The organism is Nocardioides sp. SLBN-35 (assembly GCF_006715725.1).
Taxonomy (GTDB): Bacteria; Actinomycetota; Actinomycetes; order Propionibacteriales; family Nocardioidaceae; genus Nocardioides.
The window spans coordinates 4193865-4213832 of record NZ_VFNU01000001.1 but is presented as its reverse complement, the minus strand read 5'-3'; the positions used below and the strand labels follow the sequence as shown (position 1 = coordinate 4213832).

The window sequence follows — 19968 nt, the reverse complement described above, 5'->3', positions numbered from 1 at the left end:
TCAGCTCCTCGCGGTCAGTACGTCGGCAGGGGAGTGGGCGGCCAGGATCCGCTCGGCGATCACGGGCGCGTCGAGCAGCGGCCCGAAGGCGAGGCCGTGCTCGTCGATGCTCACCCCGCCGATGAACTCGATCGCGTCCCGGTCGTGCGTCCACTGGCGCACGTCGTCGATCATCTGGCCGGCGTTGATCTCGAACACGAGCACCCGCCGCACGCCGCGGGTCACCTGCGCGAGCGCCGCGCCGGGGAAGGGCCACAGCGTGATCGGCCGGAACAGGCCGACCTTGTGCCCCTGCTCGCGCAGCTCCTCGACGACGTGCTCGACGAACTTGGCGGCCGAGCCGAAGGCGACGACGAGCGTCTCGGCGTCCTCGGCGTGGACGGTCTCGTGGCGTGCCTCGACCTGCTCGAGGTCGGCGAACTTCTGGGCGACCCGCTTCCACTGGCCGTCCGGACCGGGACCGGGGTCGTTCTTCTTGCCCATGGCGAAGGTCCAGACCTGGCGCGACCTGCCTGTCCCGCTGGCGGACCCGTCGAGCGCCCAGTCCTTCTCCGGCAGGTCGGGCAGGTCGAGCGGTTGCACGTCCACGCCGACCTGGGTCTTCGAGAGCAGGTCGTCGCCGTACAGGATCACGGGCGCGCGGTACCTGTCGGCCAGGTGGAAGAGCAGCTGGGTGTGCTCGACAGCCTCGGTGATGTCCTTGGGTGCCAGCGTGATCGTGCGGTAGTCGCCCCAGCCGCCGCCACGGGTGCACTGGTAGTAGTCCTGCTGGTTGCGCGCCATGTTGAACACGACGAGCGGTGTCTCGTTGAGCGCGGCCTCGGCGATCGTCTCCTGCATGAGCGCGATGCCCTGGCCGCAGGACCCGGTCGCGGCGCGGAAGCCGGCGGCCGAGGCACCGAGAGCCATGTTGGCGCCCTCGATCTCGCTCTCGGCGTTGATGCACACGCCGCCGGTGTCTGCCAGCTCGCGCGACATCGCCTCCAGCAGCGGCGTGAACGGCGACATCGGGTAGCCCGCGAAGAACCTGCAGTCGGCGGCGATGGCCGCGCGGGTGATGGCGACACTGCCCTGCAGCAGCTCGAGGGTCACGAGGGGGCTCCTGTCGGGATGGGGGCGACGTGGTCGATGCCGAGGTCGAGGGCGCGGGCGTTCCCGTCCGCGTGCTGGCGCCGGTACGGCGGCAGCAGGCCGGTCATCGCGGCGACCAGCTCGTCCCGGGTCGCCGCGCCGGTGAGCGCGGCGTACGCGCCGAGCATCACGAAGCTGCCGGCCTGGGCGACCCCGGCGTCGCGGGCCAGGGCGGTGGCCGGCACCAGGACCGGGTCGCGATCGGCGGCGAAGCCCTCGGGAGCGACCGACGAGTTCACCAGGCACAGTCCGCCGGGGACGAGTCGGGCCAGCGTGTTCTCGCTGTAGCGGTCGTGCATCAGGATCGCGGACTGGGCGCGCGGCACGATCGGCAGGGCGCGCAGTGGCGCGTCGCCGACGACGACGGTCGCCTGGGTAGGCCCGCCGCGCATCTCGCCGCCGTACTCGGCACCGAGCATCGCGTAGCGACCCCGGACGGTGAGTGCCTGGGCGAGGGTCTTGGCGAGTAGTTGGACGCCCTGGCCACCGATGCCGGTGACCATGAGCGCGTGCTCCGGGGTGGGGGTCGTCATCTTCACCTCCTGTATTTTGAATTTATTATGCAAATGGGTGAACGGCAATGCCGGGCCATGTGAGCCGCGTCTCAGTCCTGGGTGACCAGGCCGAGCGCGCGCTCGTACGCCGCCTGCAGCGCCCGGTGACCGCCGTCGACGTCGGCGACGACCCGCCCGCGCACGACCACGTAGCCGCGGTCGACGACCTCGCGCAGCCCGACCAGGTCGGGCGCCGCCACCAGGACGGCGAGACCGGCGTCGGCGAGCTCGCGCACGGTGGCGGCGAGCTGCTGCACGATCAGCGGCGCCAGGCCGGTGACCAGCTCGTCGAGCAGCAGCACCTGGGGCGAGCCCATCAGCGCCCGGGCCACGGCGAGCATCTGCTGCTCGCCGCCGCTCAGCACGCCGGCCAGGCTGCCGCGGCGCTCGCCGAGGATCGGGAAGCGTTCCTCGGCCGCCGCGACCGAGCGGGCCGGCAGCCGCAGCTGGTCGGCGCCGATCAGCAGGTTCTCGCGCACGGTGAGCCGGGAGAACAGCTGGCGGCCCTGGGGGACCAGTGCCAGTCCGCCCCGGGTACGACGCCCGGGGGACCAGCCGTCGATCCGCTCGCCGCCCAGCGACACCCGCCCACTCGCGCGGACCGTGCCGCAGGCGCCGAGCACGGCGCTGCTCTTGCCGGCGCCGTTCGGCCCGACCAGGGCGGTCACCTGCCCGGCCGGGACGGCGAGGGAGAGGTCGTCGACGGCGAGCGCGCCGCCGTAGCGCACGGTGAGGCCGTCGATGTCGAGCCGGGTCATGAGGGGACCCCTTCCGGTGTGGTGCCGAAGTAGACGCGCTGCATCTCCGGGCTGGCGAGGCACTCCCGCGGGCTGCCCTCGAAGGCCAGCCGGCCGCGCTCCATGAGCAGCACCCGGTCGGCGAGCCCGGTGACCAGGTCGACGTTGTGGTCGACCAGGATCACGCCGTGGCCGCGGCCGCGGAGCAGCTCGATCACCCGGGTGATGCCGGCGACGCCGTGGGCGTCGGCGCCCGCGAACGGCTCGTCGAGGAGCAGGACGCAGGGATCGGCGCCGAGGGCGCGGCCCACCTCGACCAGTCGCTGCTCGCCGAGGGTGAGGTCGCCGGCGGTGCGGTCCAGGCCGGCCAGGCCGACCTCGTCCGCGAGCCGCTGGGCCAGGGCCCGGTCGGCGGCCGATCGCGGCTGGACGATGCCGCGGACCAGCCCGGTGAGCAGCGGCACCAGGCCGCGGTGCCGGGCCGCGAAGGCGCCGAGCAGCAGGTTGTCGGCGACAGTCAGGTCGTGGGCGAGCTGGGGGTGCTGGAAGGTACGGGCCAGGCCGTGCGCCGCCCGGGAGGCGGCGCCGCCGCGCAAGGGCTGCCCCCGCAGCAGCAGCTCGCCGCCGTTGGCGTCCTGGGCGCCGGTGATGAGGTCGACCAGCGTGGTCTTCCCCGCGCCGTTGGGGCCGATCAGGCCGAGCACCTCGCCGGCGTACAGGCTCAGCGACATGTCGCTCACGGCGTGCACGCCGCCGTAGCTCTTGCGCAGTCCGGTGCCGCTCAGCAGCAGGTCGTCGGTCGTCATGTGCGGACACCTCGCTTCGGGAGGAGGGCCGTACCCGAGCGGGCGAGAGTGCCGGCGAAGCCGAGCACGCCGCGCGGGAACAGCACCAGGATCACGAGCACGCTCAGCGAGACCAGCAGGGTCCCGCTGGAGGACAGTGCGTCGACGTTGAGGGTCAGGTCGACCACGATCACCGCGCCGAGAACCGCGCCCCACGGGCTGCCGATGCCGCCGATGAGCGGCATGAAGACGGCCAGGAAGATCACGTTCACGCTGAACGTCTCCGGGTTCACCGCGCCGACGTACGCCGTGAAGAGCGCACCGCCCAGCGAGGCGATCGCGGCGCCGACGCCGAGGGCGACCAGGTTGAGCAGCGACACGGACACTCCGGCGGTGTCGACCGCGATCGGCACCTCGCGCGAGGCCCGGACCACCACGCCCCACGGGCTGCGACGCAGCCGGTCGAGCGCGAAGGCGAGCAGGCCGGTGAGCACCGTCGCCATCAGCACGACCTGGAAGGGCGACGGCTCCCAGCCGCCGAAGGACAGCAGGGGCAGCCCGATGATTCCGCTCGGTCCGCCGGTGATGTCGAGGTTGCCGAGCAGCTGGATGAACGCCTCCGCGAAGAGCAGGGTCACCGCGCCGAGGTAGAAGCCGGACAGCCGCATCGTCGCGGCACCGAGCACGACCGCGATCACGGCCGCGACCGGCGGGGCGACCAGCATGCCCAGCCACAGCGGCCATCCGGCGTGGGCGGAGCCGATCGCGACGGCGTACCCACCGGTGGCGGCGTAGGCGCTGTAGGACAGGGAGAGCGAGCCTGCCAGCACGAACGGGACGTACATGCCGAGCGCGATCAGCGCATAGGTCAGCATGGTGATCAGCAGGCTGCTGCGGTAGAGGTCCTCGCCGGCCCACAGCACCAGGAGCGCGAGACCGAGGATGCCGGCGGCGCTCTGGATCCGGGCGCTCACACGCGCACCCGCGGTGCGAAGACGCCTTCGGGGCGGAAGGCGAAGAACAGCATGGCGACGACGACGAGGCCGTAGGCGAGCACATCACCTCCGAAGTAGAAGGGGATGAACACGTTGGCCAGCGCCAGCAGCGCGCCGCCGAGCAGGGGCGCCCACACCGTGCCGGTGCCGCCGATGACGAGCGCCAGGAAGCCGGTGATGGTCCAGTGCAGCGCGTTGTCGGGGCTGACACCGCTGCGGCCGGCGAAGGTGATCCCGGCGAGGGCGGCGATCAGCCCGGCCGCGGCGAAGGACAGCAGCCGGGCGGTGTTGATGGGCAGGCCGAGCACCCGCGCGGCCTCGGTGTCGTTGCCGATCGCCCGGGTGAGCCGGCCCAGCCGGGTGTGGCGCAGCGCGACGTACGCCGCGGTGAACAGGACGGCGGTGATCACGACGAGAGGGACGACGGTCGAGCTGATCCGCGCCGAGCCCAGCGAGAACGGGGAGGTCGTCCACACCGGCTGGCCGGGGCGCGCCTCGTGGCCGAGGAACAGCCCGCACAGCTGGATGATCGCGAACAGGCTGGCCCCGACCGCGACGAGGGCGGACAGCTCGCCCTCGCCGCGGGCCTGGACCGGCCGGACGACGGCGAGCTCCATCACCACCCCGATCGCGACGGCGCCGAGCACCCCGACCAGGCCCGCGACGGGCCGGCTCAGGCCGTGCTCGGTCACCAGCCAGCTCCCGACGAACGCGGACGCCATGGCGATCGCGCCGATCGCGAAGTTGAAGAACCCCGCGCCGGTCAGGTTGAAGTAGAACGCCAGGCCGAGAAGGGCGAAGAAGCACCCGTTCTCGACCACGGCGATCCACAGCTGCGGATTCGTCATGCCGCGCAGTCCGGCGTGTAGTCCGCCCAGGGGCCGGTCACGGTGTTGTCCGCGCCCCAGGTGACCAGCACCAGCCCGCAGATGCCGTCCGCGCCGAGGTGCTTGTCCTTGCCGAAGGAGAGCGTGAACCCCGGGTAGCCGGACGCTGCCTCGTAGTCGGTGATCTGCTGCAGCGCGTCGTTCACCTTCGTGCCGTCGGTGCTGCCGGCCGACTCGATGGCCTGCTTGAGCAGCTGGACGGCGTCGTACGACTGGGTCCAGAAGTTGTTGACCTGGAAGTCGGCGCCCTCCGTCTCGGCGAAGAGCTTCGCGACCTCGACGGTCTTCGGGTTGGTGTCGGTGGTGCCGGCCAGGCCGACCAGGCCCTCGAGGGCGCCGGGCTGCGCCTGCTTCCAGGCCGACGGCAGCGAGCTCAGCAGCAGCTCGGTGAACCGGGGCACGCCGGGAAGCTGCTGGTGCAGGGTGTTCTGGGCGAGGACGTCGAAGTTGGCGTTCTGGGTCGCGACGAGCACGGCGTCGGCACCGGACTTCTCGATCTTGGCCACCTCCGGGCTCAGGTCGGTGGCGTCGATGGCGCCGTTGACGACCTCGAGGTCGACGCAGTCGAGGCCGTCGATCAGGCCCTGGTTGAACTGCACCTGGGAGGGCGAGCTGTCCTGCAGGAAGGCGACCTTCTTCGCACCGAGGGAGTCGAACGCCTCGCAGTAGACCCTCGCCCAGTCCGAGGTCGGCGTACCGAGCTGGTAGAGGTAGGTGTTGCTCGGCGGCTCGGTCACCAGCGGGTTGGCGGCGACCGACATGAAGACCGGGATCCGGGTCCGCTCGATGAGCGACTTGGCCTGCAGCACGCCCGCGCTGCTGGTCAGCATGATGAGCGCGTCGGCGCCCTGGCTGACCATCTTCTGGATCACGGTCGGCGTCTTGGTCGGGTCGCTCTCGTCGTTGCCCTGGACGACCTTGATCTTCTTGCCGTCGACGCCGCCGTCGGCATTGACCTCGTCGATGGTCGCCTTGGTGGCGTTGCAGGCGGGGGTGGCGTAGCCGGCGCCGGGGCCGGTGGTGTCGCAGACGAGGCCGATCACGACCGTGTCCGCGCCGTCGTCGCCCGCGGAGGAGCCTCCGCAGCCGGTGAGCGCCGCACCGAGGGTGAGGGTCAGGAGGCCGGCGATCGTCACTCTGGCTCGCATCACTGTGCTGGACCTTTCGGTTGTTCCTGTCCGAGACCTGCTGGATTCTGAATAATGAACTTTGTATTCAAAATTCAATGAGCGTGATTGAATCACCGTGACGTGGGTTACACAAGCCCTTGCTTGGTCCTGATCGTGCGGAGATCGAGAGGTGTTGCTGGTGCAGGCAGTGGTGGTGAAGCCGGGCTTCGTCGTGGACGTCGCCGAGGTCGCGGAACCGGTGTGCGGGCCCGGTGAGGTGGTGATCGAGGTGCGCCGGGTCCAGCTCAGCGTCACCGAGTGCATGCTGATGGCCGGCGCGGACGTCGCGCTGAGCGACCAGCTCGCCCGGCGGCTCGAGGACGGGCCGGTGCAGTTCGGCGGACACGAGTTCGCCGGCGTGATCGCGGAGGTCGGCGCCGACGTGCGCGGGCTCGAGGTCGGGCAGCGGGTGACTGCCGTCGAGACGCTGCCCTGCGGCACCTGCGCGGCCTGCCGGCGGTCCTGGGCGAGCGCCTGCGTCGCCCCGGCGATCATCGGGTTCACCCGGCCGGGCGCGCTGGCCGAGCGGCTCGTCGTACCGGCCTCGGCGGTGGTGGCGGTGCCGGACGGGGTCTCCCTCGCGGCGGCCGCGGCCATCCAGCCGCTGGCCGGCGCGGTGCACGCCCACGCCGCGCTCGACGTACGACCGGGGGAGTCGGTCCTCGTGCTGGGCGGCGGCGTGATGGGCCTGCTCGGCGTCGCGGTCGCGCGGCACGGCAATGCGGGCCTGGTCGCCCTGTCGACCCACAGCCCGCGCAAGCTCGAGCTGGGCGGGCGGTTCGGCGCGGACGCGCTGATCGACGCCGGCTCCGACGTCCTTGCGGCGGTCGAGGAGCTGACCGGCGGGATCGGGTTCGACGTCGTCGTCGAGACGGCCGGCGGCAGCGCGGACCTCGGCCTGGCCGGGCTGAGCACCGTCGAGCTGGCCGCGCAGGCCGTGCGCCGCGGCGGCCGGATCGCGATGGTGTCGGTCCTCGACGCGCACGCGCCGCTGCCGACCGGACTGCTGCGCAGCAAGTCCGTGACCCTGATCCACCCGCGCTCCGGCGCCGGTGACCACGCCTGTGCCGCGACCGTCTTCGAGCACTGCTTCGGGCTCGTCCAGCGGAACCTGGTCGACCCCGAGGCCCTCATCACGCATACCGTGCAGGGGCTGGACGCCATCCACGAGGCGATGGACATCACCCAGCACAAGAGCACGTACGACGCGATCAACCCCGCGCAGATGGAGCTGTCGTGACCCTGGACATCCCCACCACCGTCGCCCGCTTCGCCCGGGTCCGGCCGACCGCGCCGGCGGCCACCCTCGGCCTGCGGGTCGTCAGCTTCGCCGAGCTCGACGACGCAGGCAACCGAGCGGCCCGCTCGTTCGCGACGCTCGGCCTGGGGGCAGGGGACACGATCGCCTGGTGGGCAGCGCCGTCGTTGCGCGCCCTCGACGGGTTCCTCGGCGCCGGGCGGGTCGGGGCGGTCTTCGCGCCGCTCAACCCGTCGCTGCCCGCGGCCGAGCTGGCCGGGGTGCTGGACTACGTCGCCCCGCGGCTGCTGGTCACCGACCTCGAGCATCTCGACGAGGCCGAGCAGCTGGCGCGTGAGCGGGAGATCCCGCTGGCGGTGTTCGACGCGGACGGCATGGTGCCGGGCGCGGACCTGGACGCGCTCTGCGCCCGGCTCTCGCCCGAGCCGCTCGGGGTCGCGATCGACGACACGGCGCCGCACATCCTCTACCTGACCAGTGGCAGCACGGGGCGGCCGAAGGGCGCGCTGGTCAGCCACCGCGCGAGCTGGCTGCGCTCGGCCGCCGGCGGCGGGACCTTCGGGCAGGCGATGCGCGGCAGGGCCGGCCTGGTGACCGGCTTCCCGCTGTTCCACTACGGCGGCTGGCACTACGTGATGGAGGCGTGGCAGAACGGCCGTGCGATCCACCTCGTGCACCGCGCCGACCCGGTCGAGCTGCTGACCGCGGTCGAGCGCTGGCGGGCGTCGGCGTTCTACGCGATCCCCGCGGTGTGGGAGCGCGTGCTCGACGCGACCGACGTCCAGGCCGACCTGTCCTCGCTGTTCCACGCCGACACCGGTACGTCGCGGGTCTCGCCGACGCTGCTGGAGCGGATCAGGACCCGGGTGCCGCAGGCGACCACGACGGTGCTGTACGGCACCACCGAGGCCGGCTCGATGGCCCGGCTCCACGACGCGCACGCCCACCTGGACACCCGTCCCGGCAGCGTCGGCCTGGCGACTCCGCCGGGCGTGTTGTGGACCGCCGAGGACGGCGAGATCCGGGTCGCGTCGCCGACCCTGATGAACGGCTACCTCGACCGGCCGGAGGACACCGCGCAGGTCCTCGGCGACGGGGTCTACTACTCGGGCGACGTCGGGCACATCGACGAGGACGGCTACCTCTTCATCACCGGCCGGGTCAGCGAGATGATCCGCAGCGGCGGGGAGAGCGTGTGGCCGACCGAGGTCGAGGCGGCGCTGCGCGGACTGCCCGGCTGCGCGGACTACGCGGTGGTCGGCGTACCGGACGATCGGTGGGGCGAGGTGGTCTGCCTGGCCGTGTCGTCCGCCGGCGGCCCGGTGCCCGACGTCGAGGCCGTGCGCCGGCTGCTCGACGGCCGGCTGGCCCGGCACAAGCATCCGCGGATGGTCGTCGGCGTGCCGGCCATCCCCCGCACCGCCGCGACCGGGCAGGTGCAGCGACGGGCGCTGTCGGCCCAGATCGCGGGCGCCTGATGCGGGCCGCGTCGGTCACGGCGCCGGGCCGGCTCGAGGTCGTCGACGCCCCCGACCCGGCCCCCGCGCCGGGAGAGCTGCTGATCCGCACGGAGGTCGCCGCGATCTGCGGCTCCGACCTCCACGTCGTGTCCGAGGGCGGCAACGGACTCCCGGGCGGCCCCGGCCACGAGGCGGTCGGCGTCGTGGTCGAGAGCCGCTCGCCGGTCGTGGCCGTGGGGACGCGGGTCCTGTGCGCCCCACCCGCCGCGGCCGCTGCCTGCTTCGCCGACCTCCAGGTGCTGCCACCCTCGGCCGTCGTACCCGTGCCGGAGGGCGCGCCCGAGCGGCTGGTGCTCGCCCAGCAGCTCGGCACCGCGGTCTTCGCGATGAAGCGGTTCTGGCCGTCGGTGCGGCTGCCTGCCACCGCCGAGCCGCGCGCGGCCGCCGTGGTCGGCACCGGGCCCGCCGGCCTGGCGTTCGTCCAGCTGCTGCGCCGTGCGGGCTTCGCGCAGGTGATCGTGAGCGACCTGTCCCCGGCGCGGCTGGCCACCGCGACGTCGTACGGCGCCACCCGGGTCGTGCACGCCCCCGGCGAGGACATCGTCGACGTGGTCGACGAGATCACCGGGGGGATCGGCGTGGAGCTGGCCATCGAGGCCGCCGGCACCGACGCCACCCGGCACCAGGTCATGCGGATGGTGCGTGACGAGGGCCGGATCGGGCTGTTCGGCCTCTACGAGGACGACGGCCCGGCCACCTGGCCGCTGCACACGGTGTTCCGCAAGCGGGCGACCATCGACATGACCTGGAACGCCCAGTCGGAGGAGGGTCTCTCGTCCTTCGTCGACGCGGTCGACCTGGTCGCGGCGGCTCCGGCGGACGCGCCGACGATGATCACCCACCGGTTCGGGCTGGAGCAGATCGCGGACGCCTTCGCCCTCGCCGGCGACCCGATGAGCGGGGCCGGCAAGGTCGCCCTCACCTTCTAGGGGTCGGGTCTTCTCCGCGTATCTGACGAACGGGTCGTGAACTCGGCCATTTCACAGCCCATTCGTCAGATATGCGGAGAAGAAGGTGACCCTCAGCGGACCCGGAGCCTCCTCAGCAGCATGAGCTGGGCGTTGCCGAGGCCCACGAACCTCTCGATCGCCATGCCGGCGGGCGGGCCGAGGGGGACCAGGCGCTGGGTGGCGACGGTCTGCGACTCGGTGTACTTGCGCATGCCCTCGGCGCCGTGGCGGCGGCCCAGGCCGCTGTCGCCCATGCCGCCCATCCCGGCCTCGATCGAGCCGGCCGCCGCGGCGGCACCGTCGTTGACGTTGACCGAGCCGGCCCGGATGCGCTGGGCCAGCGCCTCGGCGGTGCCCGTGTCCCGCGACCAGATGCTCGCGGACAGGCCGTAGCGGCCCTCGTTGGCCTTCTCGATCGCGTCGAGATCGGTGGCCGCCTTGTAGAGCGAGATCACCGGGCCGAAGGTCTCCTCGAGGCAGACCGGCATGTCGGCGGTGACGCCCTCCAGCACGGTCGGCTCGTGCATGAGCGGGCCGAGGTCGGGCCGCGCCCGGCCACCGGCCAGCACGGTCGCGCCCGCCGCGACGGCGGAGGCGACGTGGGAGGTGACCGCCTCCAGCTGCGCCGGGGAGGCCAGCGAGCCTACGTCGACGGTGTAGTCGAAGGTCTGGCCCAGCGTGAGGGCCTCGGTGGCGGCGACCAAAGCGTCCCGGAACGCGTCGTAGACGTCCGCGTGGACGATCACCCGCTCGATGTGGATGCACATCTGGCCGGTGTTCGCGAAGGCCGCCGCGACGCAGCCGGCCGCGGCCTTCTCGACGTCGGCGTCGGCGAGCACGACGAGCGGGTTCTTGCCGCCGAGCTCGAGCGAGGCCGCGATCAGCATCTCGCCCGCGCGACGTCCGACCGAACGGCCGGTCGCGGTCGAGCCGGTGAAGCAGATGTGGTCGACCCCGGGCGCTCCCACGGAGCCGATCAGCGCGTCGCCGACGACGGAGCCAGGGCCGACGACGACGTGCCAGATGTCGCGGGGGAGACCGGCCTCGGCGAGCAGTGCCCGGGTCCACAGCAGGGTGAGCGGGGTCTGCGAGTCGGCCTTGCTGACCACTCCGTTGCCGGCGAGCAGCGCGGGCAGCACGTCGCCGACGGCGAGGTAGAGCGGGTAGTTCCAGGGCGAGATCATCCCGACGACGCCCTTCGGCACCCGCACCTCGCGCACCTTGGTCAGCCCCGGCATCGCGCCGCGCACCTTGTGGTCCACGAGGTAGCGCCGCCCGTGCCGCGCGTAGTGCCGCGCGATGGTCGCGACCTGCAGGATCTCCTGCCAGGCGCTGAACCGGGACTTGCCCATCTCCCACTGGATCAGGTCGATCACCTCGTCCTGCCGCTCGACGAGCAGGTCGTGGAATCGCAGCACGATGCCCGCCCGAGTGCTCCACGGCAGCAGCGCCCACCGGTGCTGGGCCTCACGCGCGGACGCGATGGCGTCGGTGACGTCGCCGGCGCTGGAGACGGGTACGGCGGCCGTCGGCTGCCCGTCGTACGGCGCGACCGCCGTGCTCGTCGCGGTCGAGGCCGGGTCGCGGAACACCCAGCGGCTCCACCCGGCGATCCGCTCGTCGATGACCCAGTCGGGCCGGGCGGCGGCAGGAGCAACAACGGTCGTGGTCACGAGTAGAGCCTTTCCAGGACGTCGGCGTACTTGGCGTGGACGACGCGGCGCTTGAGCTTGAGCGTCGGGGTGAGCTCCTCGGACTCGGCGGTCCACTCGACCGGGAGCAGCTCCCAGGCCTTGACCTGCTCGGGCCGCGACAGGCGCTCGTTGGCGGCGTCGACGGCCTGCTGGGCGACCGCGAGCATGGCGGGGTGCTGGGCCAGCTCGGCGAGCGAGGTGCCGGCGGGGATGCCGAGCTGGGCGCCGACCAGCGGCGCGATCTCGGCGTCGAGGGTGAGCACCGCGACGACGTACGGCCTGCCCTCGCCGAAGACCAGCGCGTGGCCGACGATCGGGCTCTCCTTGAGGTAGTTCTCGATGTTGGAGGGCGCGATGTTCTTGCCGGAGGAGGTGATGATCATCTCCTTCTTGCGGTCGACGACCTTGAGGAAGCCGTCCTCGTCGATCTCGCCGATGTCGCCGGTGTGCACCCAGCCGTCGGCGTCGATGAGGGCTGCGGTCGCCTCGGGCTGCTTGTAGTAGCCCTTCGAGGCGACCGGGCCCCGGGCCAGGATCTCGCCGTCCTCGGCCAGCGTGATCTCGATGCCGGGCAGGGCGCGGCCGACGGTGCCGAGGCGGAACTGGTCCGGGCCGCAGGAGGTGACGGCGGCACAGGTCTCGGTCATGCCGTAGACGTCGTAGATCCGCATGCCGAGGCCGGCGAAGAACCTCGCCACCTCCAGCGGCATCGGGGCGGCGGCGGACGCCGCCCACTCGCAGCGGTCGAGGCCGAGCAGCGCGCGCAGGAAGGAGAGCAGCCCGGCGTCGGCGGCCCGGAACCGGGCCTCGAGCTCGGGGGAGACCGTGCTGCCCGACTGGAGCGCCTCGACGTACTCCAGGCCGGTCGCGAGCGCCCCCTCGACCTGGGCCCTCTTCTCCGGGTCGGTCTCGGCGGCGAGCTTGGCGGAGATGCCGGTCCTGATCTTCTCCCACACCCGCGGGACCCCGAAGAAGCGCGTCGGGTGCACCTCGCCGAGCGCGCCGAGCAGCAGCGCGGGGTCGGCGATCAGGTGGATGTGGGCGCCCATGACCTGCGGGATGTACATGCCCAGCGTGCGCTCGGCGATGTGGGCGAACGGCAGGTAGGAGATGAACTCGTTGTGCTGGGTCGGCGAGGCGACGCGCAGTGAGCAGACGCACTCGTAGAGCACGGCGTGGTGGGTGAGCACGACGCCCTTCGGGTTCCCGGTCGTGCCCGAGGTGTAGAGGATCGTCAGCGGGTCGTCCGGGGAGATGCCGGCAGTGCGCTCGGACAGGTCGGCCGCGTGGTCCGCGCGCCAGGCGGCACCGGAGGCGAGGAAGGCGTCCCAGGTGACGAACCTGTCGTCACCCGCGGGTGCGTCCGCGTCGATCACGACGACGGTGCGGATCGAGGTGGACTCGGCCAGCGCCCGCTCCCAGCGGGCCAGGTGGTCGGCGCTCTCGAGTACGACGACACTCGGCTCGGCATGGCCGGCGACGTAGGCGACCTGGTCGGGGGAGAGCGTGTTGTAGACCGACATCGACACGCCCGCGGCGTGGACGACGCCGAGGTCGGCGACGACGTGCTCGATCCGGTTGCTCGCCATGAGCGCCACCCGGTCGCCTGTGGCGACGCCGGCTGCCATCAGCGCGCCCGCCGCATCGAGCGCCTGTTCGCGCAGCGCGGTCCAGGTGACCGTGCGCCAGCCGGGCGCGTACCCGGCGGACAGGTCGATCCCGACCTTGTCGGAGTACGCCGCCCGGTCGCCCTCGGCCTCCACGGTGCGGGCAAGGGCGACGGGCAGGGTGAGGCCGGCGATCTCCTGCTCGACCTCGGCGCGGATCGTCAGGGTGTCGGTGCTCATCGTGGTTCCTCTCGGTTGTCCGGAAACGGGACGGGATGGGACTACTGCTGGGGCACTTCGGCCGAGCCGCGGCCCTGGGTGCCCTTCGGCGGGTCGGTGCAGCGCACGTCGGTGCGCGGCTCGCGGCGGCTGGTGTCCTGGATGTCGCGCTGGACGCTGCGGTCGTAGACGCAGTTCTTGAGGATCCGCGGGACGAGCACGACCCGGCCGCTGCCGTCGCGGGTGCTGCCGGCCATCACGTCGGCCTGGATCGGCGCCCAGTCCAGCCAGTGCTGAAGCCCGCGCAGGTGCTCGGCGGCCATCTCGGTGAGGGGTACGCCGGCGCGCAGCATCCGGCGCAGCTGGGGCGAGGCCGCCCGCCACCAGCGCTCGAGCCGCGGCACGAGGTCGATCGCGGTGGTGACCGTGCTGCGCACGGCGGGCGTGGCCTTCGCGAGCGACTGGGCGACGGCCTCGAGATCGGCGGAGAGCCGGCGGATCTCGGGGGAGAGCTCGGCGAGCGTGGTCAGCGGCGTCTCGGCCTGCTGCGCCAGTGTCGTGAGGTCGGGCTCGAGCCGGCGCAGCATCGCGAACGCGCTCTCCAGCTCGATCGCCAGCGAGCGCAGGTCGACGTCCTGGTCGTTGTCGCCGAAGATCGCCGCGGTCTCGGTGGCGATGGTCCGCACGTCGGCGACGTCGAGGTGCGACATCAGCCGCTGCGCGTGCGCCAGGACGTCGGGTACGCCGAGCGGGACGCTGGTCGCCGAGACGGGGACGGTCGCGCCGTCGGCCAGGTAGGGGCCCTTGCCCGACGTGGGCCGGACGTCGAGGTACTGCTCGCCGACCGCGGACAGGTTGCGGACCTCCATCGCGCTGTCCCGTGGCACCTCGACGCCGGACTCGATCTCGATCCGCGCGACCACGCCCACGCCGGGCTTCGCGCTGAGCCGTACGTCGCTCACCTCGCCGATGCGCTGGCCGCGGTAGGTCACGACCGAGCCCTCGTGCAGGCCGGCGGCCTGGGGGAGCTCGACCGTGACGGCGTACGGGTGGTGGAACAAGGAGCCGCCGACCACCGTGTCGGCGACGTAGACGACACCGCCGACGAGGATGACCAGGATCAGCGACTGGGCGACCCGGATCCGGCGCCGCCACATCCGGGAGGTGGCGGCGACCTGCTCGGCCGGGGTGGCGCGCCGGCTCACTGCGCACCTCCCGTCGCCGTCAGCGCCTTCAGGTCGAGCAGGAAGGTCAGGTCGAAGTTGGCGAAGTCGCCCGGTGCGGCCTGGTCGCTGCCCTCGGCGAAGGCGACCAGCCCGGTCATCACGCCGTCGATGTCGTCCCGGCCGGCGAGCAGGGTCCGGACCACCGGCTCCATGTCCTCGAGCTGGGCGACGAGGTCGGCGCGCACGGCCTCGGTGAGCGGGGTGGCGACCGCGTCGAACCTGCTCAGCGACTCCATCGCCGTCACGAGCTGCGCGCGCTGCTGGTCGAAGGTGGCGACCAGCCCGGTGAGCGTGGTGAGGGAACGGGTGATCTCGGGCAGGTCGCCCGCCAGCCGGGTGGTCAACCGGTCCAGCGACGCGGTCAGCCGGTCGACCTGCGGGAAGTCGGCGTTCAGGTCGGTGACCGCGGTGTCGAGGCGACGAAGGAGGCGTCGTACGTCGTCGGCGTTGCCGGTCAGCGCGACGTTGAGCTGGTCGATGATCGTGGAGATGTCGGCGAAGCTGCCGCCGGTGACGACGGTGGACAGGGCGCTGAGCAGGTCGGTGACGTCGGGCGCGCTGCCGGTCGCGGCGACCGGCAGGGTCGCACCGTCGGCCAGGACGGTGCCGGTCTCGCCGGGGAGCAGCTGCACGAACGCCGTACCCATGGGGGAGGTCAGCCGGATCTCGGCCCGGGAGGAGTCGCGCAGCCGGACCGACGTCGACAGCGCGAGCTCGACCTCGGCGACGTAGTCGCCCGCCTCCACCGCCGTCACCTGGCCGACCGTGGCGCCGTCGAGCTTCACCGGTGCGTCGACCGGGAGGTTGAGCGCGTCGGCGAACTCGATCGTCACGGCGTACGTCGGCCCGTCGACCAGGCTCGGGAGCGGCACGTCCTCCAGGGTCAGCCCGCAGCCGGCCGTCAGCCCGCCGACCAGCAGCGTCAGTGTGGCGAGCAGCCGCCTGGCGCCGGTCACGGGATCGCCCCCGGCAGGCCGTTGTAGATGCCGTCGAGGAGCGGGTCCAGCAGGCCGGTGCCCTGGCCGCTGAACAGCAACCCGCAGATCCGGGTCCCGGTGTCGCCGGCGAGCGCCTCGGCGAAGACCTTGCAGCTGTGGTCGCGGAAGGCGGCGGCGAACGGGCCGGCGCTGAAGGCGAACTGCACGCGCAACCGGCCGAGGTCCCAGTCGTAGGCGCGGGCGAAGTTCTCCGCCATCGTCGGCATCGTGTCGAAGGCCTCCTCGAGGGAGTCCTGGCGCGAGCGGACCAGGGCGACCACGTCGGCGAGGCCCTTCAGGTCGTCGCCGAGGACGCCGCCGTTCTGCTCCAGGAAGCGGTTGGCCAGCCGGGTGAGCTCGTCGAGGCTGTCGAGGGTCGCGACCAGCTCCTGACGCTGGTCGGCGAGCACCGCGCCGGTGTCCGCGGACGCCCTCGTGAAGTCGCGGATCGACGCGTCCCGCTCGGCGAGCGTGTGGACCAGGGGGACCAGGTTGTCGGTGACCGCGGTGAGGTCGCCGTCCTTGGCGTTGATCATCGCCAGCGCGTCGCGGCTCTCGGCGAGCGCGGCGCGCAGGTGCGGCCCGTTGCCGTCGAGCGTCCTCGCGGTCGCCGCGAGGACGTCGCCGAGGCCCTTGCCGTCCTTGCTGCCGGGGCTGCCGGGGCCGTCGGGACCGCCGTCGAGGGCGAGCACCAGGTCGTCGATCGCCTTGGCGATCTCGTCGACGGTGGCGGGCGCCCGGGTGTGGTCGGCGGCGATGTGCGCGCCGGTCGCCAAGGTCGGGCCGTCGGTCCAGGCCGGGCCGAGCTCGATGTACCGGTCCGTGACGAGGGAGCCCTGCAGGATCTCGGCACCGGCGTCGCGCGGCACCCGGGTGTCGGGGGCGAGGTGCATGACCACGCGCATGGTCGCGCCCTGCGGCTCGATCCCGACGATCTCGCCGACCTTCACGCCGAGGTAGGTGACGTCGTTGCCGACATAGACCCCCGTCGTGTCGGCGAAGTCGGCGGTCACGACGAGGTCGTCGGGGTCGTCGCCGCCGAGCCAGCCGAGCAGCCGGGCGCCGGACAGCAGCACGGCGAGGGCGACGACCGCGCCGGCGATGGTGAGGAGCCTCTGTCGGGCGATCACTTGCAGTCCTCCGGCGTGATCGAGCAGACCAGGTCGTCGGGGACGATCGCCCAGGGCGCGTTGACCCCGAGCCACGGCCCGTCGCCGGTCGCGTTGGTGAAGACACGCATGGTGGGGCCGGCGAGCTCGAGCGTCCTGTCGAGCTTTGCGCGGTGCTCGTCGAGGACGCGCAGCACCGTGCGCAGGTCGTGCAGCGCAGGCTTCAGCTGGGGCGCGGTGGCCCGGACCAGTGCGGTGAGGCCGGTGACGAAGCGGTGGGCGTCGGACAGGAGTGCCCGCAGGGTCTCCTTGCGCTGCTGGACCATCAGCATCACCGTCGTGCCGTGGGTGAGGACCTGGTCGAGCTGGTCGGTCTGGTCGAGGACCAGGTCGGTGACCTTGCGGATCGAGGCGAGCAGGGCGTCGAGCTGCTGCTCGCGGTCGTTGGCGATCGCCGAGACGCCGGCGATCCCGTCGAGCGCGTCGCGCAGGGCGTCGGGCTCGACGGCGAGGTCGGTGGCGAGCACGTCGACCGCCTGCTGCACCCGGTCCAGGTCGAGCGCCTCGACCTGGGGCGTGGACTCGAGCCAGAACCGCTCGATCGTGTAGCTGTCGACCGCGTGCTCGACGGCGATCGTGCTGTCGTCGCCGAGCGCGGCGCCCTTGCCCGGGGCCAGAGAGAGGAAGCGCTCACCGAGGATGGAGAGCAGCTTGACCTGCACCGTGCTGTCCTCGGTGACGCCGAGGTCCTCGGGGGAGCCGGTGAGGCTGAACCGGACGTCGACCTGGTCGCGGTCGGCGCGCACCGCGGTCACCTCGCCGATCCTGAGCCCCGCCATCCGTACGTCGTCGCCGGGCTCCAGCCCGGCGGCGTGCCGCAGCCGGGCGTGGTACGCCGGGTCGCCGGCGAGCGCGCGCAGCCCGAGCAGCAGCAGGCCGAGCACGACCAGCGCCGCGACCACGCGCAGCGGCCAGGCGAGCCGTCCGAGGGCGGCGCTCATCAGCGGCACCTCTTCGAGTGCCTGTTGCCGGTGACCCCGAGGTCGAGCTTGTAGGGCACGCCGGCGCCGCCCGCGGCGAGGGTGCAGACGTAGACGTTGAGGTAGCTGCCGTAGCCGAGGGTGCGCAGGTAGGTGTCCAGCTGCTGGGGGACCGCGGCGCCGGTCTGCACGAGCAGGTCGCGGCGCTGCGCGAGGTAGCGGAACCACCGGGCACTCAGGTCCGCGACGTCGATGACCGGCTGGCGGACCTCGCCGACCAGGTCGGCGGTCGTCCTCGCCAGCCGGGCGATCGAGTCGAGGCTGGTGGCGATCCGGTCGCGGTCCGCGGCGAGGCCGCCGGTGAGGGAGGCGAGCCCGTCGACCAGGCGGGTGATCTCGGCGCGGTGCTCGTCGGTCGTGTCGAGGACGAGCGTGACGTTGTCGACGACCTTCGCCAGCGTCGCGTCGCGGTCGGTGATGCCGGAGGTGAGCCTCGCCGTCTGGTCCAGCAGGTGCGCCATGGTCGGACCCTGGCCCTGCAGCACCTCGACGATGTTGGTGGCGAGCTGGTTGATGTCGGCGGGCTGCAACAGGTCGAAGATCGGCTGGAAGGCGTTGAACATCGCGGTCAGGTCGAGCGCGGGCCGGGTGCGGGCGAGCGGGATCCGGTCGCCGTCGGTGAGCCGCCCGGCCGCCGCGGTGCGGTCGGGACGGGCCAGGGCGACGTACCGCTGGCCCATCAGGTTGAGGTAGTCGACCGACGCGGTCACGTCGTCGTGCAGCCGCTGGTCGGCGTTCACGCTCATCGTCACGACGGCGAGGCCGCGCTCCTCGCCAGTGCCGAGGCGGGTGCCGGTGACCCGGCCGACCCGCACCCCCGCGATGCGTACGTCGTCGCCGGTGCGCAGGCCGGTCGCGTCGCGGAACACCGCGGTGACGGTGATCGCGTCGCCGTGCTGGGCGCGGGACAGGGTGCCGGCGACCATGCTGGTCAGCACCACGGCGACCAGCGCGAACACCGCGACGCCGAGCACGGCTCCGCGATGGCGGCGCAGCTCGCTGAGCTGGCGGCTCATCGGTGTGCTCCGCACGGTCCGGCGAGTCCGCGGTAGGTGGGGCAGTCCTTCGGGTCGGTCGCGTCGTAGGGGTCGAGCAGCTGGGGCGCGAGCACGCCCTCCATCTGGATCCGGCCGTTCTTGACCGCGTTCGCGCCGTTGCGCAGCAGGACCGGCACCTTGCGGAGCAGCTCGGCGAAGGCGGGATAGCGCTCGGCGAACACCTCCAGGGTCGCGGCACTCGCGTTGAGCAGGCGGGCCGTGGCGGCGCCGTTCTCGCGCAAGAAGGTGGTCACGCCGGTCTCGCCGTCGAGAAGCGCGGGTACGTCGGCCAGCAGGTCGGAGATCTCCGCCTGCTGCTGCACGAAGGTCCGGGCCAGCGGCCGCGTGTCGCGCAGCGCCTTCACCAGCTGCGGCTCGACGTCGGCGGCCAGGTCGGTGTCGCGGGCGAGCAGGTCGAGGTCCTCACGCACCTGCGGGTGCAGGTCGGCCCAGCGGCCGAGGAAGCCGTTGCCGTCGCGCACCAGCTCCGCGATCCGCGCGCCCCGCCCGTCGAGCGCGTCGGCGAGCTGGGACAGCGCGACGTCCCACTGGGCCGGGTCGACCGCCGCCAGCAGCCGCTGGGTGGCGGAGAAGGTGTCCATCAGTCGCAGCGTCGCGGTCGAGGTGTCCGCCGGTACGACGGCGCCCTCGGCCAGGTGGTGTGCGCTCGCGGTGGTGGCGGGCTCGGCGTGGGCGGCGGCGACCAGGTCGACGTACTCGTTGCCGAACAGGGTGCCGGGCAGGACCCGCGCGGCCACGGTGGCCGGGATGAGGGCGGCGTGCTCGGGCGCGACGAGCACCTCGGCGCTGGGGCCGGCGGGGTCGACCTGGACGACGCGGCCGACCCGCAGGCCGTCGTACTTCACGTCGGAGTTGGTCCCGAGGGTGTCGCCGATGGTGGGCAGCTGGACGGTCACCCGCACGTCGTCGCTGACGACGCCCAGGGTCTGCAGGCCGAGCACGCCGGTCAGTGCGCCGAGCAGCAGGAAGCCGGTGATGCCGACCGCGGCCAGGCGCAGCCGCAGCACGCGCGGGTCCGCCTTCGAGTGGGCGAACAGGAACTCGCTCATCGC

General features: G+C 72.8%; 18 protein-coding genes. 3 read left to right on the top strand and 15 right to left on the bottom strand.

The genetic code is table 11. From position 1 onward, the window contains the following. The 7 genes from FBY23_RS20305 to FBY23_RS20275 form a co-directional block, all read right to left on the bottom strand. Entirely contained in the window at window positions 1-1092 is a 1092-nt protein-coding gene (locus FBY23_RS20305) for a hypothetical protein (RefSeq protein WP_141799799.1), read from the bottom strand. Continuing rightward, window positions 1089-1664 (bottom strand): 2-oxoacid:acceptor oxidoreductase family protein, encoded by a 576-nt coding sequence (locus FBY23_RS20300; protein ID WP_141799798.1) that lies wholly within the window; start codon window positions 1662-1664, stop codon window positions 1089-1091. Before FBY23_RS20300 ends, FBY23_RS20305 begins: the two co-directional genes overlap by 4 nt. Before the next feature lie 71 nt (window positions 1665-1735). Then, complete coding sequence (locus tag FBY23_RS20295) at window positions 1736-2443, bottom strand: ABC transporter ATP-binding protein (protein ID WP_141799797.1); 708 nt, start codon at window positions 2441-2443, stop codon at window positions 1736-1738. Then, on the bottom strand, window positions 2440-3228 hold the full coding sequence (locus FBY23_RS20290; protein WP_141799796.1) for an ABC transporter ATP-binding protein: 789 nt from the start codon (window positions 3226-3228) through the stop codon (window positions 2440-2442). The genes FBY23_RS20295 and FBY23_RS20290 overlap by 4 nt, the downstream gene beginning before the upstream one ends. Further along, complete coding sequence (locus FBY23_RS20285) at window positions 3225-4181, bottom strand: branched-chain amino acid ABC transporter permease (protein ID WP_222117890.1); 957 nt, start codon at window positions 4179-4181, stop codon at window positions 3225-3227. Before FBY23_RS20285 ends, FBY23_RS20290 begins: the two co-directional genes overlap by 4 nt. Continuing rightward, a complete protein-coding gene (locus tag FBY23_RS20280; RefSeq protein WP_141799795.1) occupies window positions 4178-5050 on the bottom strand; it encodes a branched-chain amino acid ABC transporter permease in 873 nt (290 codons plus the stop codon). Before FBY23_RS20280 ends, FBY23_RS20285 begins: the two co-directional genes overlap by 4 nt. After that, window positions 5047-6225 carry an ABC transporter substrate-binding protein gene (locus FBY23_RS20275; protein WP_160158310.1) on the bottom strand — a complete coding sequence of 393 codons (1179 nt, stop codon included), beginning with the start codon at window positions 6223-6225 and terminating at the stop codon, window positions 5047-5049. Before FBY23_RS20275 ends, FBY23_RS20280 begins: the two co-directional genes overlap by 4 nt. Window positions 6226-6397: 172 nt before the next feature. Between FBY23_RS20275 and FBY23_RS20270 the strand changes: the two genes are divergently transcribed. The 3 genes from FBY23_RS20270 to FBY23_RS20260 are packed head-to-tail and all read left to right on the top strand — an operon-like array spanning window position 6398 to window position 9965. Beyond that, window positions 6398-7498: a zinc-binding dehydrogenase gene (locus tag FBY23_RS20270; protein ID WP_160158309.1), complete on the top strand. Its 1101-nt coding sequence runs from the start codon at window positions 6398-6400 to the stop codon at window positions 7496-7498. Next, entirely contained in the window at window positions 7495-8994 is a 1500-nt protein-coding gene (locus FBY23_RS20265; RefSeq protein WP_141799792.1) for a class I adenylate-forming enzyme family protein, read from the top strand. Before FBY23_RS20270 ends, FBY23_RS20265 begins: the two co-directional genes overlap by 4 nt. After that, window positions 8994-9965, top strand: coding sequence for a zinc-binding dehydrogenase (locus tag FBY23_RS20260; RefSeq protein ID WP_141799791.1), 972 nt, complete (start codon window positions 8994-8996; stop codon window positions 9963-9965). Before FBY23_RS20265 ends, FBY23_RS20260 begins: the two co-directional genes overlap by 1 nt. 92 nt (window positions 9966-10057) lie before the next feature. Here FBY23_RS20260 and FBY23_RS20255 read toward each other — a convergent pair whose 3' ends face one another. The 8 genes from FBY23_RS20255 to FBY23_RS20220 are packed head-to-tail and all read right to left on the bottom strand — an operon-like array spanning window position 10058 to window position 19965. After that, window positions 10058-11659 (bottom strand): succinic semialdehyde dehydrogenase, encoded by a 1602-nt coding sequence (locus FBY23_RS20255; protein ID WP_141799790.1) that lies wholly within the window; start codon window positions 11657-11659, stop codon window positions 10058-10060. Further along, window positions 11656-13527, bottom strand: a complete 1872-nt coding sequence (locus FBY23_RS20250; RefSeq protein ID WP_141799789.1) for a long-chain fatty acid--CoA ligase — start codon at window positions 13525-13527, stop codon at window positions 11656-11658. Before FBY23_RS20250 ends, FBY23_RS20255 begins: the two co-directional genes overlap by 4 nt. A gap of 41 nt (window positions 13528-13568) precedes the next feature. Beyond that, window positions 13569-14711 (bottom strand): MlaD family protein, encoded by a 1143-nt coding sequence (locus tag FBY23_RS20245; protein ID WP_141799788.1) that lies wholly within the window; start codon window positions 14709-14711, stop codon window positions 13569-13571. After that, complete coding sequence (locus tag FBY23_RS20240; protein ID WP_160158308.1) at window positions 14708-15688, bottom strand: MCE family protein; 981 nt, start codon at window positions 15686-15688, stop codon at window positions 14708-14710. Before FBY23_RS20240 ends, FBY23_RS20245 begins: the two co-directional genes overlap by 4 nt. Next, window positions 15685-16839, bottom strand: coding sequence for an MCE family protein (locus FBY23_RS20235; RefSeq protein ID WP_160158307.1), 1155 nt, complete (start codon window positions 16837-16839; stop codon window positions 15685-15687). Before FBY23_RS20235 ends, FBY23_RS20240 begins: the two co-directional genes overlap by 4 nt. Next, entirely contained in the window at window positions 16836-17819 is a 984-nt protein-coding gene (locus tag FBY23_RS20230) for an MCE family protein (protein WP_141799786.1), read from the bottom strand. The genes FBY23_RS20235 and FBY23_RS20230 overlap by 4 nt, the downstream gene beginning before the upstream one ends. After that, window positions 17819-18874, bottom strand: coding sequence for an MCE family protein (locus FBY23_RS20225; protein WP_141799785.1), 1056 nt, complete (start codon window positions 18872-18874; stop codon window positions 17819-17821). Before FBY23_RS20225 ends, FBY23_RS20230 begins: the two co-directional genes overlap by 1 nt. After that, window positions 18871-19965 carry an MCE family protein gene (locus tag FBY23_RS20220; protein WP_141799784.1) on the bottom strand — a complete coding sequence of 365 codons (1095 nt, stop codon included), beginning with the start codon at window positions 19963-19965 and terminating at the stop codon, window positions 18871-18873. Before FBY23_RS20220 ends, FBY23_RS20225 begins: the two co-directional genes overlap by 4 nt. Window positions 19966-19968: the final 3 nt, after the last annotated feature.

Coding starts and splice junctions, on each gene's coding strand:
- FBY23_RS20230 (WP_141799786.1), bottom strand. CDS start 17,819: ATGAGCGCCGCCCTCGGACGGCTCGCCTGGCCGCTGCGCGTGGTCGCG.
- FBY23_RS20250 (WP_141799789.1), bottom strand. CDS start 13,527: ATGAGCACCGACACCCTGACGATCCGCGCCGAGGTCGAGCAGGAGATC.
- FBY23_RS20220 (WP_141799784.1), bottom strand. CDS start 19,965: ATGAGCGAGTTCCTGTTCGCCCACTCGAAGGCGGACCCGCGCGTGCTG.
- FBY23_RS20300 (WP_141799798.1), bottom strand. CDS start 1,664: ATGACGACCCCCACCCCGGAGCACGCGCTCATGGTCACCGGCATCGGT.
- FBY23_RS20295 (WP_141799797.1), bottom strand. CDS start 2,443: ATGACCCGGCTCGACATCGACGGCCTCACCGTGCGCTACGGCGGCGCG.
- FBY23_RS20280 (WP_141799795.1), bottom strand. CDS start 5,050: ATGACGAATCCGCAGCTGTGGATCGCCGTGGTCGAGAACGGGTGCTTC.
- FBY23_RS20260 (WP_141799791.1), top strand. CDS start 8,994: ATGCGGGCCGCGTCGGTCACGGCGCCGGGCCGGCTCGAGGTCGTCGAC.
- FBY23_RS20225 (WP_141799785.1), bottom strand. CDS start 18,874: ATGAGCCGCCAGCTCAGCGAGCTGCGCCGCCATCGCGGAGCCGTGCTC.
- FBY23_RS20290 (WP_141799796.1), bottom strand. CDS start 3,228: ATGACGACCGACGACCTGCTGCTGAGCGGCACCGGACTGCGCAAGAGC.